Source organism: Pseudomonas sp. PDM22, from assembly GCF_014851965.1.
Classification (GTDB): Bacteria; Pseudomonadota; Gammaproteobacteria; order Pseudomonadales; family Pseudomonadaceae; genus Pseudomonas.
Genome location: NZ_JACVAR010000003.1, coordinates 296,329 through 310,831, shown reverse-complemented (window position 1 = coordinate 310,831; position 14,503 = coordinate 296,329). Strand labels below are relative to the sequence as shown.

Sequence of the window (14,503 nt, the reverse complement as noted above, 5' to 3'; positions counted from 1 at the left end):
GCTCAACCACCTTTCTTCGAATATCCGCCTCAACAACATCACAACTTGGGCCTGACCCAAGACCAGCGCTGCACCCCAGCGTCTCTAGTCCTGCCAGAACAACTACAAGATCCCCCGACCGCCTGCTGGTGGCGGAAGGGAAGGTACGGAGGTTTCACCATGAGTGCCCTGCACAGCCTGCAGACGGCGGCGGTCTCCATCCGCTCCGTGCGCAAGGTCTACGGCGACCCGGCGAGCGGTCCCGTCGCTCTGAAATGCGTCGACCTGGACATCCGCGACAACGAATTCTTCACCCTGCTGGGTCCCTCGGGCTGCGGCAAGACCACCCTGCTGCGAATGATCGCCGGCTTCGAGTTCCCCACCTCCGGGGAAATCCAGCTCTACGGCGAGAACATCGCCGACCGGCCGCCCTTCGAGCGCCCGGTGAACACCGTGTTCCAGCACTACGCGCTGTTCCCGCACATGACCATCGCCGAGAACCTCGCCTTCGGCCTGGAGTCCCACCCGATGGGCCAGCGCATGAGCAAGGCGCAGGTCGCTGAGCGCGTCCGCGAGATGCTCGCCCTGGTGCAGATGGAACGCTTCGCCCAGCGCAAACCGACCCAGCTCTCCGGCGGTCAGCAACAGCGCGTCGCCCTGGCCCGCGCTCTGGCGCCGCATCCGAAAGTGCTGCTGCTCGACGAGCCGTTGTCCGCACTCGACCTCAAGCTGCGCCAGGCCATGCGCGAAGAGCTCAAGGCGATCCAGGCCAAGACCGGTATCACCTTCATCTTCGTCACCCATGACCAGGAAGAAGCCCTGACCATGTCCGACCGCATCGCCGTGCTCTCCGAGGGCGAGGTGCAGCAGGTCGGCCGCCCGGACGACATCTACGAAAACCCGCGCAACCGCTTCGTCGCCGACTTCATCGGCGAGACCAACTTCCTCCCGGCGCGGGTCGAGAACTTCGCCGGTGATTGCGCGCAGTACCGCATCCCCGGTGACCAGCTGATCGAGGCTCCGGCCCGCGAAGGCCTGAAGGTCGGCGCCGAAGTCACCCTGTCTATCCGCCCCGAGCGCCTGCAGCTGGTGGCCGAGGACACCCCGTCCGCCACGCCCTGCACCGTCGTCCAGCAGATCTACCTGGGCACTGACCTGCAGTACCAGGTCAGCCTTGCCGACGGCACCCGCCTGACAGTTCGTGCGCCCAACAGCGCCGGGCAACGCGGGCGTCTGGCAGCCGGGCAACGCGCCGGGCTGCTGTTCGAAAAAGGCAGCGCCAGCGTCCTGGTGGACTGAGCGGAGGTGAGCATGAACCGGTTATCCACAACCGCTGGCAATTCGCTGGAGCGGCGCCAGGCGCTGCGCAGCTTCCTCGGCGTGTCGCCCGCGCTGGTTTCCATCGGGCTGTTCCTGATCGTGCCGATCTTCATCGTGGTCGGTTACTCGCTGATGCAGGCCAACCCCTACGGTGGGGTGAACCCGCACTTCAGCATCGACGCCTATGTCTCGCTGCTGTTCGAGCGCCAACTCGACGACAGCCTGGCCTTCGCCGACTCCTACGTGATGATCGCCCTGCGCTCCATCGGCATTGCTGCGGCGACCACCGTCATCACCCTGCTGGTGGGCTTCCCGGTGGCGGTGTGGCTGGCGATGCAGCCGGCGCACCGTCGCGGCCTGCTGATCTTCCTGATCACCGTGCCGTTCTGGGCCAACCTGCTGATCCGCACCTACGCCTGGATCCTGCTGCTGCGCGGCACTGGCGTGGTCAACGGCACGCTGATGAGCCTCGGCATCATCCACCAGCCGCTGAACCTGCTCTACACCGACGGCGCGGTGCTGCTGGGCCTGGTCTACACCTACGCGCCCTTCGTCGTGCTGCCGATCTACGCCACCCTCGAGAAGATGGACATGCGCCTGCTCGAAGCGGCCCAGGACCTCTATGCCGGGCGCATCCGCACCCTGCGCAAGGTGGTCCTGCCGATTGCCCGTCCGGGCATCCTGGCCGGCGCCATCCTCACCTTCGTGCCCTGCCTGGGCGCGATGATCGCCCCCGAGCTGCTCGGCGGCGGCACCAAGATGATGCTTGGCAACCTGATCTTCCGGCAGTTCAGCGACTCGCGGAACTGGCCCTTCGGCGCGGCGCTGTCGCTGGTGCTGATGGGAGCCGTGATGCTGGTGCTGATGTTCTACGCGATGCGCGCCGAGCGCCTGCGCATCGCCCGGGGAGGTGAATGATGCTCTCGCTGCTGACCAAACGCCGTCTGGGTGTGCAGGATTTCCGTGGCTTCGGCGCACTGAGCTTCCTGTTCTACCTGTACCTCTACGCGCCCATCGTGGTGCTGGTGGTGCTCTCGTTCAACGCCAACCAGTCCGCCACCGTGTGGACCGGCTTCAGCCTCGACTGGTACCGCAGCGCCTTTGCCAACCAGGCGCTGCGCCAGGCCGCCGGCAACAGCCTGCTGATCGCGGTCTGCGCCAGCGTGATTGCCACGGTGATTGCCACCCTGGCCGCGCTGGGCACCTCGCGCGGGGCCAATTTCAAGGGCCTGCGGCTGTCCATGGGGGCGATCATGCTGCCGCTGGTGCTGCCCGAGATCGTCGTTGGCGTCGCCACCCTGGCGCTGTTCTCCACCCTCGGCCTGTCGCTGGGCTACGGCAACCTGATCATCGCCCACACGGTGTTCTGCATCCCGTTCGCCTACCTGCCGATCCGTGCCCGCCTCAACGACATGGACCTGTCTCTGGAGCAGGCCGCCGCCGACCTCTACGCCGGCCCCTGGCGGACCTTCCGCAAGGTGACCCTGCCGCTGCTGATGCCGGGGATCTTCTCCGGGCTGATGCTGGCCTTCATCGTCTCGCTGGATAACTTCGTGATCTCGATGATGGTCTCCCAGGCCGGCACCACCACCTTGCCGATCTTCATCTTCGGCCTGCTGCGCATGGGCGTGACGCCCGATGTGAACGCGGTGTCGACCCTGATCCTCGGCGTTTCCGTGCTGTTCGTAACCCTGTCCTACCTGCTCGGCAAGAAGAAGGCCTGAGCCCACATACCGGAGTAGAAGATGAGCAAACTGATCGCTGCTGTAGGGGCCTCGCTGGCCATGGGCCTGGTGGCCAACGTGCACGCCGCCGAACAACTGAACGTGGTGAGCTGGAGTGGCTATTTCACCCCGCAGATCCTCGAGAAGTTCGAGAAGGAAACCGGCATCAAGGTGACCGTGGACTCCTACGACTCCAATGAAACGCTGCTGGCCAAGCTCAAGCAGGGCGGCACCGGCTACGACGTGGCCATTCCCTCGCACCAGTTCGTGCCGATCCTGATCCAGGAGAAGCTGCTGGAGCGCTTCGACCCGGCCAGCCAGCCGTACTACGCCAACGTTGAGGACAACCTGAAGAAGCCCACCTGGGACCCGGAAGGCGCCTACGCCGTGCCCTTCATCTGGGGCACCACCAGCGTGGTGCTGGACAGCGCCAAGTACAGCGGCCCGGCCGACAGCTACTCGGTGCTGTTCACCCCGCCGGCGGAGCTGCAGGGCAGGATCAACATGTTCGATTCGGCGAGCGAAGTGATCGACACCGCCAGCCTCTACCTGGGCATCCCGCTGTGCAGCGAGGACCCCAAGCAGATGCAACAGGTGCTGACCCTGCTGAAGACCCAGAAGCCCTTCGTGAAGACCTACAGCTCCAAGGCCGGTTCGATCCGCGAGAACCTGGCCTCGGGCGAAGTCGACATGTCGATGTTCTGGGGCGGCTCGTCGATGCGCGCGCGTGAGATGAAGTCCAGCCTGAAGTACCTCTACCCGAAAGAGGGCGTGATGGCCTGGGTGGACAACCTGGTGATCCCGGCCGGCGCCAAGCACCCGGAGAACGCGAAGAAGTTCATCGCCTTCCTCAGCCAGCCGGAGAACTCGGCGATGACCCAGAACTTCCTCAAGCACCAGAGCCCGATCAAGGGCGTTGAACCTTTCCTCGATGCCAGCCTGAAGGATGCGCCGGAACTGCACATCCCCGAGGGCACCAAGGTGGTGTTCAGCAAGACCTGTGGCGAAGGCGCGATCCGCCTGGCCGACCGTATCTGGACCAACCTGATGCGCTGATCCCCGACCGGGAAAGCCGCCGACCGACGCTGCTCGCGTCCACCTTCGTGGACGTGCCGGCAGCGTGCGGCCCGGCGAACACGATATTCGCTACAAGCCCCATCCGCTGATGGGGTCGTTGAACCCGACCGAACCTTCCCGTTGCGGGAAATCCTGATGAAAAAAGGCCTCGTTCCATGAGCCAGAACAACAAGCAAAACGAACTCGTCCAGCTCCAGGCCCACGAACTGGCCCAGCGCATCCGTCTGCGCGAAGTTTCCTGCCGTGAAGTGATGCAGGCGCACCTCGAGCAGATCGAGCGCTACAACCCGGCGGTCAACGCCATCGTCAGCCAGCAGCCGGACGATCTCCTGCTGGCCGAAGCCGACCAGCGCGACGCCGACCTGGCCCGTGGCGAATACCGTGGCTGGATGCACGGTCTGCCCCATGCGGTGAAGGACCTGTCGCTGACCCAGGGCATCCGCACTACCCTAGGCTCGCCGCTGTTCCGCGACTACCTGCCCGAGCGCGACGGCATCATGGTCGAGCGCATCAAGGCGGCCGGCGCGATCATCATCGGCAAGACCAACACCCCCGAATTCGGCCTCGGCTCCCACAGCTACAACCCGATCTTCGGTGCCACCGGCTGCGCCTACGCGCCCGAGCGCACCGCCGGCGGCAGCAGCGGTGGCGCAGCGGCGGCCCTGGCGCTGCAGATGGTCCCGGTGGCCGACGGCAGCGACATGATGGGCTCGCTGCGCAACCCGGCGGCCTTCAACAACATCATCGGTTTCCGTCCGTCCCAGGGCCGCGTGCCCTTCGACGACAGCGCCGACCTGTTCATCGACCAGATGGGCTACGAAGGTCCCATGGGCCGCAGCGTCCGCGACGTGGCGCTGCTGCTGTCGGTACAGGCCGGCGGCGATGCCCGTGCGCCGCTGTCCATCGCCGAGAGCGGCGAGCAGTTCGCCGGCCGGCTGGAACGCGACTTCAAGGGCGCGCGCCTGGGCTGGTTGGGTGATCTGGGCGGCCACCTGCCCATGGAGAAGGGCGTGCTGGAGCTGTGCCGCAAGTCCTTCGCCGACTTCGAAGCCATCGGCTGCCACGTCGAGGAGACCGCCATGGGCTTCTCGCCCGAGCGCCTCTGGGACACCTGGCGTACCCTGCGCCACTGGATGGTCGCCGGCTCCCTCGGCGCGGCCTACACCGACCCGGCCAAGCGCGAGCTGCTCAAGCCCGAGGCGATCTGGGAAGTGGAGAACGGCCTGAAACTCTCCGCCATGGACGTGTTCCGCGCCTCCGCCGCACGCAGCGACTGGTACCGTGCGATCAGCCGACTGTTCGAGCGCTACGACTACCTGTTGCTGCCCAGCGCCCAGGTCTTCCCGTTCGACAAGACCTGGGACTGGCCAAAGGAAATCGCCGGCAAGGCCATGGACACCTACCACCGCTGGATGGAAGTGGTGATCCCGGCCACCCTGTCCGGTTGCCCGGCGGTCAACGTGCCGGTGGGCTTCAATGAGCAGGGCCTGCCCATGGGTATCCAGATCGTCGGCAGGCACCAGGCCGACATGGCCGTGCTGCAACTGGCCCACGCCTACGAGCAGGCCTCGCGCTGGTATCAGCGCTGCCCGCCGCCCATGCTGGCGGGGGTGTAACTCCGTTATCCACAAGCTGAGGGGGACGCATGAATATCAGCTTCTTCCAGGAACTGCTGCAAAGCATCACCGAGCGCGGCCGGCAATTGCTCGAGTCGCGCGAGCCGGCGCCGGGCAATGCCCAGGCGCTGGCGCAGGCTTGCCACAAGCTGATCTCCAGCCACGGCGAAGCCTCGGGCGTGGCCCTGGCGCAGCAGGTCCTGTGCGCCTACCGGGATTGTCCGCAAGACCAGCAGAAGGCCTTCTTCGACACCCTGCTGAAGGATTTCGCACCACCCCACGATGCGCTGGCGCAAGCCTGCCAGCGCTACCTCGACGAACCGTCGTCGGCCAACACCACGGCATTGTTCGAAGCCAGCGAACCGCCGCGCCAGGAGCTGTTCCGCCGCCTCAACCAGGCACCCGGCGGCACCGCCGAGCTGATCGCCATGCGCCGCCTGCTGTTGCAGGAGCTCAAAGCCAATCCGGAGCTGGCAGCCGTGGACCACGACCTGCAGCACCTGCTGGCGTCCTGGTTCAACCGCGGCTTCCTGGTGCTGCGGCGCATCGACTGGTCGACCCCAGCATCGATCCTGGAAAAGATCATCAGGTACGAGGCCGTCCACGCCATCAAGGACTGGGATGACCTGCGCAGCCGCCTGCAGCCGTCCGACCGCCGCTGCTTCGCCTTCTTCCACCCGGCCCTGGCCGACGAGCCGCTGATCTTCGTTGAGGTGGCGCTGACCCGCGCCATGCCGGGCGCGATTGCAGAGATCCTGGAAACAAAGAGTCCGGAGGGCAAGCCGGCTGATGCGTCGGCAGACGAGCCCGATACCGCGGTGTTCTATTCCATCAGCAACTGCCAGGACGGACTGCGCGGCATCTCCTTCGGCAACTTCCTGATCAAGCAGGTGGTGGAGGAGCTGGCGCGGGAGATTCCCGGCCTGCGCCAGTTCGTCACCCTGTCGCCGGTGCCCGGCTTCCGCCGCTGGCTCGACAGCCTGGGGGAGGACCCGCAGCTGGGCGCGACAGCCGCCGAGCTGCTCAAGGCACTCAAGCCCGACGCCGCGCCGCCGCCACGCACGGAGCAACCGATGCTGGCGCTGGCCGCCGAATACTTCCTGCATGCCCGCAACGGCGCGGGTTTCCCGCTGGACCCGGTGGCGCGCTTCCACCTGGGCAACGGCGCGCGCCTGGAGCGTCTGAACTGGCGCGGCGACCTCTCCGCCAGCGGCCTGCGCCAGGCCGCCGGGCTGATGGTCAATTACCGCTACGAACTGCGCCAGATCGAAAAGAACCACGAAGCCTACGCCAACCAGGGCGTGGTCACCGCCTCACCCGAGGTGCGCAAACTGGCCACCCTGTCGGCGAAAACAAAACGCTAGGACCTCACCATGAACCAGAGCCTTTTCGCCGAAGTCGGCAAACACCTGCCCAGCGACCTTTCCAAGCCCTTCATACGCACCCCGGATGGCGGCGGCTACAGCTACGCCGACATGCTGCGCAGCACCTCGCAGTTCGCCCACGCGCTGGTGGAGCTCGGCGTACAGCCTGGCGACCGCGTCGCCGTGCAGGTCGACAAGAGCCCCGAGACGGTGATGCTGTACCTCGCCGTGCTGCGCGTCGGCGCGGTCTACCTGCCGCTGAACAGCGGCTACACCGGCGAGGAGCTGCGCTACTTCCTCGATGATGCCGAGCCCTCGCTGTTCGTCTGTGCGCCGGCCTTCGAGGCCCAGGCCCGGGAGCTGGCGAAAGTCAGCGGCGTGGCCCACGTGGAATCCCTCGGCGATGCCGGCGACGGCTCGCTGATGGCCAAGGTGCATGGCAAGCCGGGGCGCTTCGCCGACGTCGAGCGTGCTGCTTCCGATCTCGCCGCGATCCTCTACACCTCCGGCACCACCGGGCGTTCCAAGGGCGCGATGATCAGCCACGGCAACCTGGTCTCCAACGCCCGCGCGCTGGTGGACTACTGGAACATCAGCAGCGAGGACTGGCTGCTCCATGCGCTGCCGATCTTCCACATCCACGGCCTGTTCGTGGCCTGCAACAGCCTGCTGATGGCCGGCGGCTCGATGCTTTTCCTGAGCAAGTTCGACGCGGCGCAGATGCTCAAGCTGCTGCCCCAGGTGAACCTGCTGATGGGCGTGCCGACCTTCTACACGCGCCTGCTCGACCAGCCCGGCCTGACCCGCGAGGCGGTGGCGCACATGCGCCTGTTCATCTCCGGCTCCGCGCCGCTCACCGCCGAGACCCACAAGGCGTTCTCCGAGCGCACCGGCATGGCCATCCTCGAGCGCTACGGCATGACCGAGACCGGCATGAACACCTCCAACCCGCTGGACGGCCAGCGCATCGCCGGCACCGTCGGCTTCCCGCTGCCGGGCGTCGAGTTGCGCATCACCGATCCGGGCCAGGCCGAGCCGAGCCTGCTGCCCCAGGGCGAGCCGGGGATGATCGAAGTGCGCGGGCCGAACGTGTTCCAGGGCTACTGGCGGATGCCGGAAAAGACCGCCGAGGAACTGCGCGCGGACGGCTTCTTCATGACCGGCGACATCGGCTTCATCGATGACCGCGGCTACGTACAGATCGTCGGCCGCAACAAGGACATGATCATCAGCGGCGGCTTCAACGTGTACCCCAAGGAGCTGGAGGAAATCCTCGACACCTTGCCCGGCGTGGCCGAATCGGCGGTGATCGGCGTGCCGCACCCGGACTTCGGCGAGGGTGTGACCGCCGTGCTGGTGGCCAGCACGGGCCAGGCGCCGAGCGAGGCGCAGGTGCTTGCCGCGCTGGACGGCAAGCTGGCGCGCTTCAAGCAGCCCAAGCGGGTGATGGTGGTCGACGCGCTGCCGCGCAACGTGATGGGCAAGGTGCAGAAGAATGTGCTGCGCGAGCAGTTCAAGGCGTTGTATTCCTGATCGCAGAAGCCGCTCTGTAGGAGCAGGCCATGCCTGCGATCGCGCGCAGGGCGTTCTTGCGTAGGATGGGTGGAGCGCAGCGATACCCATGCCGCCCGGTGCGCATGCGTTGATGGGTATCGCTGCGCTCCACGCCATCCTACGTCGTGCCTCCCGGCAGACTCTACGGCGCTCGCGAACAGCTCAACGCCGGTATCCCCTTGTAGGAGTGGGCCATGCCCGCGATCGCGCGCATGGCGCGCACCTGCAGGTCTGCGCCGGAATGAAAAAGCCCCGCATCAGCGGGGCTTTTTCATGTCGCGGCAAGCAATCAGCGAACAGTCACCACCACCTTGCCGACCGCCTTGCGCTGGCCGAGGTGGTTGATCGCGTCGGCCGCCTGTTCCAGCGGGTAGGTCTGGGACACCAGCGGCTTGATCTTGCCTTCGGCGAACCAGGCGAACAGCTGCTGGAAGTTCGCTGCGTTGTCCTGCGGCTGGCGCTGGGCGAAGGAGCCCCAGAACACGCCGACCAGCGAGGCGCCCTTGAGCAGGGTGAGGTTGGCTGGCAGCGACGGGATGGTGCCGCTGGCGAAGCCGACCACCAGCATGCGGCCGTTCCAGGCGATGGAGCGGAAGGCTTCCTCGAACAGGTCGCCGCCCACCGGGTCGTAGATCACGTCCACGCCCTGGCCGCCGGTGAGTTCCTTGAGCTTGTCCTTCAGGCTGCCTTCGCTGTAGTTGATCAGCACGTCGGCGCCGGCGGCCTTGGCCACTTCGAGCTTGGCTTCGCTGCTGGCGGCGGCGATGACCTTGGCGCCCATGGCCTTGCCGATCTCAACGGCGGCCAGGCCCACGCCGCCGGAGGCGCCGAGCACCAGCAGGGTCTCGCCCGGCTGCAGGTTGGCGCGCTGTTTGAGCGCGTGCATGGAGGTGCCGTAGGTCATGCCGAAGGCGGCGGCGCTGGCGAAGTCCATGCCGTCGGGAATCGGCATCACGCTGTAGCCGGGCACCGCCACTTCCTCGGCGAAGCTGCCCCAGCCGGTCAGCGCCATCACGCGGTCGCCGGGTTTCACATGGCTGACTTTCTCACCGACCGCGCCGACCACGCCGGCCGCCTCGCCACCCGGGGAGAACGGGAAGGGCGGCTTGAACTGGTACTTGCCCTCGATGATCAGGGTGTCGGGGAAGTTCACCCCGGCGGCATGGACCTGCAGCAGGACTTCGTTCTTCTTCGGCTCGGGGCTGGCGATGTCTTCCAGCACCAGGGTTTCGGCGGGGCCGAAGGCTTTGCACAGCACGGCTTTCATGAGGACGTACTCCGTTGGAGGTTCTTATTTGTGAGTAGAGGGCCAGTGTAGGAGCGCGGGCACAGGGGGCAAATCACCATGGCCTGGGCTTATGCCCCGATATAGCTTGGGCGGCGGCGCGAGTGTGGCTATCCTTTGCCCATCGAATCCGGAGACATCGCCTTGAGAGCTTTCCTCGCCCTGTTGCTGGCCTTTTCCTTCAGTACCTTCGTCATGGCTTCCGAATCCGAGGAAGCCAAGCCGGAAGACGCCAACAAGCCCGTGTTCATCGACCTTACCCCGGCGCTGGTGGGCAACTATGGCAGCGGTCCGCGCCTGAAGTACTTCAAGGCCGACATCGCGCTGAAGGTCACCGGCAAGGAGGCCTCCGAGAAGGTCGAACACCACGAGCCGCTGATCCGCAACCAGTTGGTTATGCTGTTCGCCCAGCAGACCGACGACTCCCTCGGCAGCGTCGACGGCAAGGAGAAACTGCGCCAGGAAGCCCTCAAGCAGGTGCAGACCGCCCTCCAGCAGGAGGAAGGCAAGCCGCTGGTGGACGACCTGCTGTTCAACAACCTGATCGTCCAGCCCTGATCCCCTCCGGGCTGCGCCTGCATGAGAGCGCCTCATGCAGGCCAAGCGACACCCGGCTGCGGCTGCTCGCCGCAATGCCGGGCTGAAAGCCCCGCCTCCCAAGGTGCGTAGGAAATTTCCGGCGCACGCCTGACCTGAATCAAACCCCGTTTACCGCTGGTCGCCGAACATCCCCTCATGATCCGCTCGAATTCGAGCGCCTGGACAAAGGGGAAATCGGATGACAGGAAAGGCAAAAAGCTGGCGCACCCGCGGTATCGCGGTGCTCGTGTTGGCCGTGCTCGCCGCGCTGGCCTGGCAGACGTTCAAGCCGACGGGGCTGCCCGAAGGTTTCGCCAGTGGCAATGGGCGCATCGAGGCCACCGAAGTCGACGTGGCCACCAAGCTGCCCGGCCGCGTGGCGGAAATCCTGGTGGACGAAGGCGACTTCGTGAAGGCCGGCGACGTGGTGGCGAAGATGGACACCCAGGTGCTCCAGGCCCAGCTCGCACAGGCCCAGGCGGAAGTGCGGCGGGCGCAGAACGCCCAGCTCACCGCCGAGTCCCTGGTGGCCCAGCGCACCAGCGAGAAGTCCACCGCCGAAGCGATAGTCGCGCAACGCCAGGCGGAACTGACCGCCGCGCAGAAGCGCTTCACCCGCACCGAACAGCTGGTCAAACGCAACGCCCTGCCGCAGCAGCAACTGGATGACGACCGCGCCACCCTGCAGAGCGCCCAGGCGGCGCTGGCCGCGGCTCGCTCGCAGGTGGTCTCGGCGCAGGCCGGCATCTCTGCCGCGCGCTCCCAGGTGATCGAGGCGCAGTCGGCCATCGAGGCCGCCACCGCGAGCACCGTGCGCCTGCAGGCGGACATCGACGACAGCCTGCTCAAGGCCCCGCGCAACGGCCGCGTGCAGTACCGCGTGGCACAGCCGGGCGAAGTGCTGGCGGCCGGCGGCAAGCTGCTCAACATGGTCGACCTGGCCGACGTCTACATGACCTTCTTCCTGCCCTCGGGCCAGGCCGGCAAGGTCGCTCTGGGCCAGGAAGTGCACCTGGTGATCGACGCCGTGCCCGAGTACGTGATCCCGGCCAAGGTGTCCTACGTCGCCAGCGTCGCGCAGTTCACGCCCAAGACCGTGGAGACCGCCAACGAGCGCGAAAAGCTGATGTTCCGGGTCAAGGCGCGCCTCGATCCGGGCCTGCTGGAGAAGTACATCACCTACGTGAAGACCGGCGTGCCGGGCATGGCCTACCTGCGTCTCGACCCGCAGGTGCAGTGGCCGGCTGAGCTGCAGATCAAGGTCCCGCAATGAACGCCGCCGACTGCGTGGCCCGTCTGGCTGGCGTCTCGCTGCGCTACGGCGAGACCCGCGCAGTGGACGACGTCACCCTGGAAATCCCGGCCAACCGCATGGTCGGCCTGATCGGCCCGGACGGCGTCGGCAAGTCCAGCCTGCTGGCGCTGCTGGCCGGTGCGCGGAAGATGCAGGACGGCGAAATCCAGGTGCTCGGCGGCGACATGCGCGATGCGCGCCACCGCCGCGCCGTGTGCCCGCGCATCGCCTACATGCCGCAGGGCCTGGGCAAGAACCTCTATCCGACGCTCTCGGTGTTCGAGAACGTCGATTTCTTCGGCCGCCTGTTCGGCCACGACAAGGCCGAGCGCGAGCGGCGCATCGCCGACCTGCTGCACAGCACCGGCCTTGCGCCCTTCGCCGAGCGCCCGGCGGGCAAGCTCTCCGGCGGCATGAAGCAGAAGCTCGGGCTGTGCTGCGCGTTGATCCACGACCCTGACCTGCTGATCCTCGACGAGCCCACCACCGGCGTCGACCCGCTGTCGCGCAACCAGTTCTGGGAGCTGATCGCGCGCATCCGCACTGGCCGCGAAGGCATGAGCGTACTGGTGGCTACCGCCTACATGGAGGAGGCCGAGCGTTTCGACCACCTGGTGGCGATGGACGACGGCAAGGTGCTCGCCACTGGCACGCCCGCCGAATTGCGCGCGCACACCGGTACGCAGAATCTCGAAGAAGCCTTCATCGCGTTGTTGCCCGAGAGCAAGCGCGCCGGTCACCACAAGCTGGTGATTCCACCGCGGCCGCAGCCTGACGGCGCGCCGCAGATCGCCATCGAGGCCGAGGGGCTGACCTGCCGCTTCGGCGATTTCGTCGCGGTGGACCGCGTCAGCTTCCGCATCGAGCGCGGGGAAATCTTCGGCTTCCTCGGCTCCAACGGCTGCGGCAAGTCCACCACCATGAAGATGCTCACCGGCCTGCTGCCCGCCAGCGAGGGTACCTGCGCGCTGTTCGGCCAGCCGGTGAACGCCAATGACATGGAGACCCGTCGGCGCGTCGGCTACATGTCCCAGGCCTTCTCGCTGTACGCCGAGCTGACGGTGCTGCAGAACCTCGAACTGCACGCCAAGCTGTTTCACATCCCGCATGAGCAGATCGGCCCGCGCGTCGAGGAGATGCTCCAGCGCTTCGACCTGGGCAAGGTCAAGGGCGAGCTGCCCGACAGCCTGCCGCTGGGTATCCGCCAGCGCCTGTCGCTGGCCGTGGCGGTGATCCACAAACCGGAAATCCTGATCCTCGACGAGCCCACCTCGGGCGTCGACCCGGTGGCCCGCGACGGTTTCTGGGAGCTGATGGTGGAGCTGTCGCGCAACGACGGCGTGACCATCTTCATCTCCACCCACTTCATGAACGAGGCCGAGCGCTGCGACCGCATCTCGCTGATGCATGCCGGCAAGGTGCTCGACAGCGATACACCGCAGGGCTTGATCGACAAGCGTGGCCTGCCGACCCTGGAAGCCACCTTCATCGCCTACCTGGAAGAGGCCGCCGGCAGCGCTCCGGTGGCCGACGCCACGCCGGCTCCCGAGCAGCCCGCCGAGTCCGCCCGCTACAAGGGCAGCGACCGCTTCAGCTGGTTGCGCCTGTTCAGCTATGCACGCCGCGAGGCCATGGAACTGCGCCGCGACCCGATCCGCCTGACCCTGGCGCTGGTGGGCACGGCGCTGCTGATGTTCATCATCGGCTACGGCATCAACATGGACGTCGAGGACCTCAGCTACGCGGTGCTCGACCGCGACCAGACCACCACCAGCCAGGCCTATGCGCTGAACATTTCCGGCTCGCGCTACTTCATCGAGAAGGCGCCGATCCAGAACCCCGAGGAGCTGGAGCGGCGCCTGCGCAGCGGTGACATCAGCCTGGCCGTGGAGATCCCACCGAATTTCGGCCGTGACTTGAAGCGCGGCGCCGACCCGGCCATAGGCGTGTGGATCGACGGCGCCATGCCGACCCGCGCCAACACCGTGCTCGGCTATGTGCAGGGGCTGCACGCCAGCTACCTGGCCGACCTCGCGCGGCAGAGTGGCAGCAGCGCCGCCAGCGCGGCGGCGAGCACCGAGGTGCGCTTCCGCTACAACCCGGACGTGGAGAGCCTCAAGGCCATGGTGCCGGCGGTGATCCCGCTGCTGCTGATCATGATTCCGGCGATGCTTACCGCCCTGGGCGTGGTGCGCGAGAAGGAGCTGGGCTCGATCACCAACCTCTACGTCACCCCGGTCACGCGCCTGGAGTTCCTGCTCGGCAAGCAGCTGCCCTACATCGGCATGGGCATGATCAACTTCGTGCTGATGCTGGCCATGGCCGTGCTGCTGTTCCAGGTGCCGCTCAAGGGCAGTTTCCTGGCGCTGCTGATCGGTGCGTTCCTCTACGTGGTGACCAGCACCGGCCTCGGCCTGTTGCTCTCGACCTTCATGAAGAGCCAGATCGCTGCGGTGTTCGGTACCGCGATCGCCACCATGATCCCGGCGATCCAGTTCTCCGGGCTGATCCATCCGGTGTCGTCGCTCGAAGGTGCGGCAGCGGTGATCGGCCAGCTCTACCCGACCTCGCACTTCCTGATCGTCAGCCGAGGCGCCTTCTCCAAGGCGCTGGGTTTTGCCGACCTGTGGGTCTACTACCTGCCGTTGCTGGCGATGGTGGTGGTGCTGACGCTGCTCAGCGTGGCCTGCCTGAAGAAGCAGGAGGTCTGA

General features: G+C 66.5%; 11 protein-coding genes. 10 read left to right on the top strand and 1 reads right to left on the bottom strand.

Features of this window, described 5'->3' with window-relative positions; all coding sequences use genetic code 11:
• The first annotated feature begins 159 nt into the window (after positions 1-159).
• The 7 genes from IB255_RS12325 to IB255_RS12295 all read left to right on the top strand — a co-directional run bounded on the left by IB255_RS12325 (position 160) and on the right by IB255_RS12295 (position 8,613).
• Complete coding sequence (locus IB255_RS12325; RefSeq protein ID WP_081519514.1) at positions 160-1,278, top strand: ABC transporter ATP-binding protein; 1,119 nt, start codon at positions 160-162, stop codon at positions 1,276-1,278.
• A gap of 12 nt (positions 1,279-1,290) precedes the next feature.
• Entirely contained in the window at positions 1,291-2,217 is a 927-nt protein-coding gene (locus IB255_RS12320; RefSeq protein ID WP_081519515.1) for an ABC transporter permease, read from the top strand.
• Positions 2,217-3,023, top strand: a complete 807-nt coding sequence (locus IB255_RS12315; protein WP_177429495.1) for an ABC transporter permease — start codon at positions 2,217-2,219, stop codon at positions 3,021-3,023. Before IB255_RS12320 ends, IB255_RS12315 begins: the two co-directional genes overlap by 1 nt.
• Before the next feature lie 60 nt (positions 3,024-3,083).
• Positions 3,084-4,079 (top strand): extracellular solute-binding protein, encoded by a 996-nt coding sequence (locus IB255_RS12310; RefSeq protein ID WP_412548121.1) that lies wholly within the window; start codon positions 3,084-3,086, stop codon positions 4,077-4,079.
• A 176-nt stretch (positions 4,080-4,255) separates the two neighbouring features.
• Positions 4,256-5,716, top strand: coding sequence for an amidase (locus tag IB255_RS12305; RefSeq protein ID WP_192210426.1), 1,461 nt, complete (start codon positions 4,256-4,258; stop codon positions 5,714-5,716).
• A 29-nt stretch (positions 5,717-5,745) separates the two neighbouring features.
• Complete coding sequence (locus IB255_RS12300; protein WP_151189013.1) at positions 5,746-7,080, top strand: malonyl-CoA decarboxylase; 1,335 nt, start codon at positions 5,746-5,748, stop codon at positions 7,078-7,080.
• A 9-nt stretch (positions 7,081-7,089) separates the two neighbouring features.
• Complete coding sequence (locus IB255_RS12295) at positions 7,090-8,613, top strand: malonate--CoA ligase (protein ID WP_192210425.1); 1,524 nt, start codon at positions 7,090-7,092, stop codon at positions 8,611-8,613.
• A gap of 310 nt (positions 8,614-8,923) precedes the next feature.
• On the opposite strand, the gene IB255_RS12290 is transcribed toward IB255_RS12295, so the two are convergent.
• A complete protein-coding gene (locus tag IB255_RS12290; protein ID WP_081519521.1) occupies positions 8,924-9,901 on the bottom strand; it encodes an NADPH:quinone oxidoreductase family protein in 978 nt (325 codons plus the stop codon).
• Positions 9,902-10,063: 162 nt separating this feature from the next.
• On the opposite strand from IB255_RS12290, the gene IB255_RS12285 reads away from it, so the two are divergent.
• The 3 genes from IB255_RS12285 to rbbA all read left to right on the top strand — a co-directional run bounded on the left by IB255_RS12285 (position 10,064) and on the right by rbbA (position 14,503).
• Positions 10,064-10,477, top strand: coding sequence for a flagellar basal body-associated protein FliL (locus IB255_RS12285; RefSeq protein ID WP_081519522.1), 414 nt, complete (start codon positions 10,064-10,066; stop codon positions 10,475-10,477).
• 220 nt (positions 10,478-10,697) lie between these two features.
• On the top strand, positions 10,698-11,771 hold the full coding sequence (locus IB255_RS12280; RefSeq protein WP_192210424.1) for an HlyD family secretion protein: 1,074 nt from the start codon (positions 10,698-10,700) through the stop codon (positions 11,769-11,771).
• The gene (gene rbbA, locus IB255_RS12275; RefSeq protein ID WP_192210423.1) at positions 11,768-14,503 is read left to right on the top strand and encodes a ribosome-associated ATPase/putative transporter RbbA; all 2,736 of its coding nucleotides are present in this window, start codon (positions 11,768-11,770) and stop codon (positions 14,501-14,503) included. The genes IB255_RS12280 and rbbA overlap by 4 nt, the downstream gene beginning before the upstream one ends.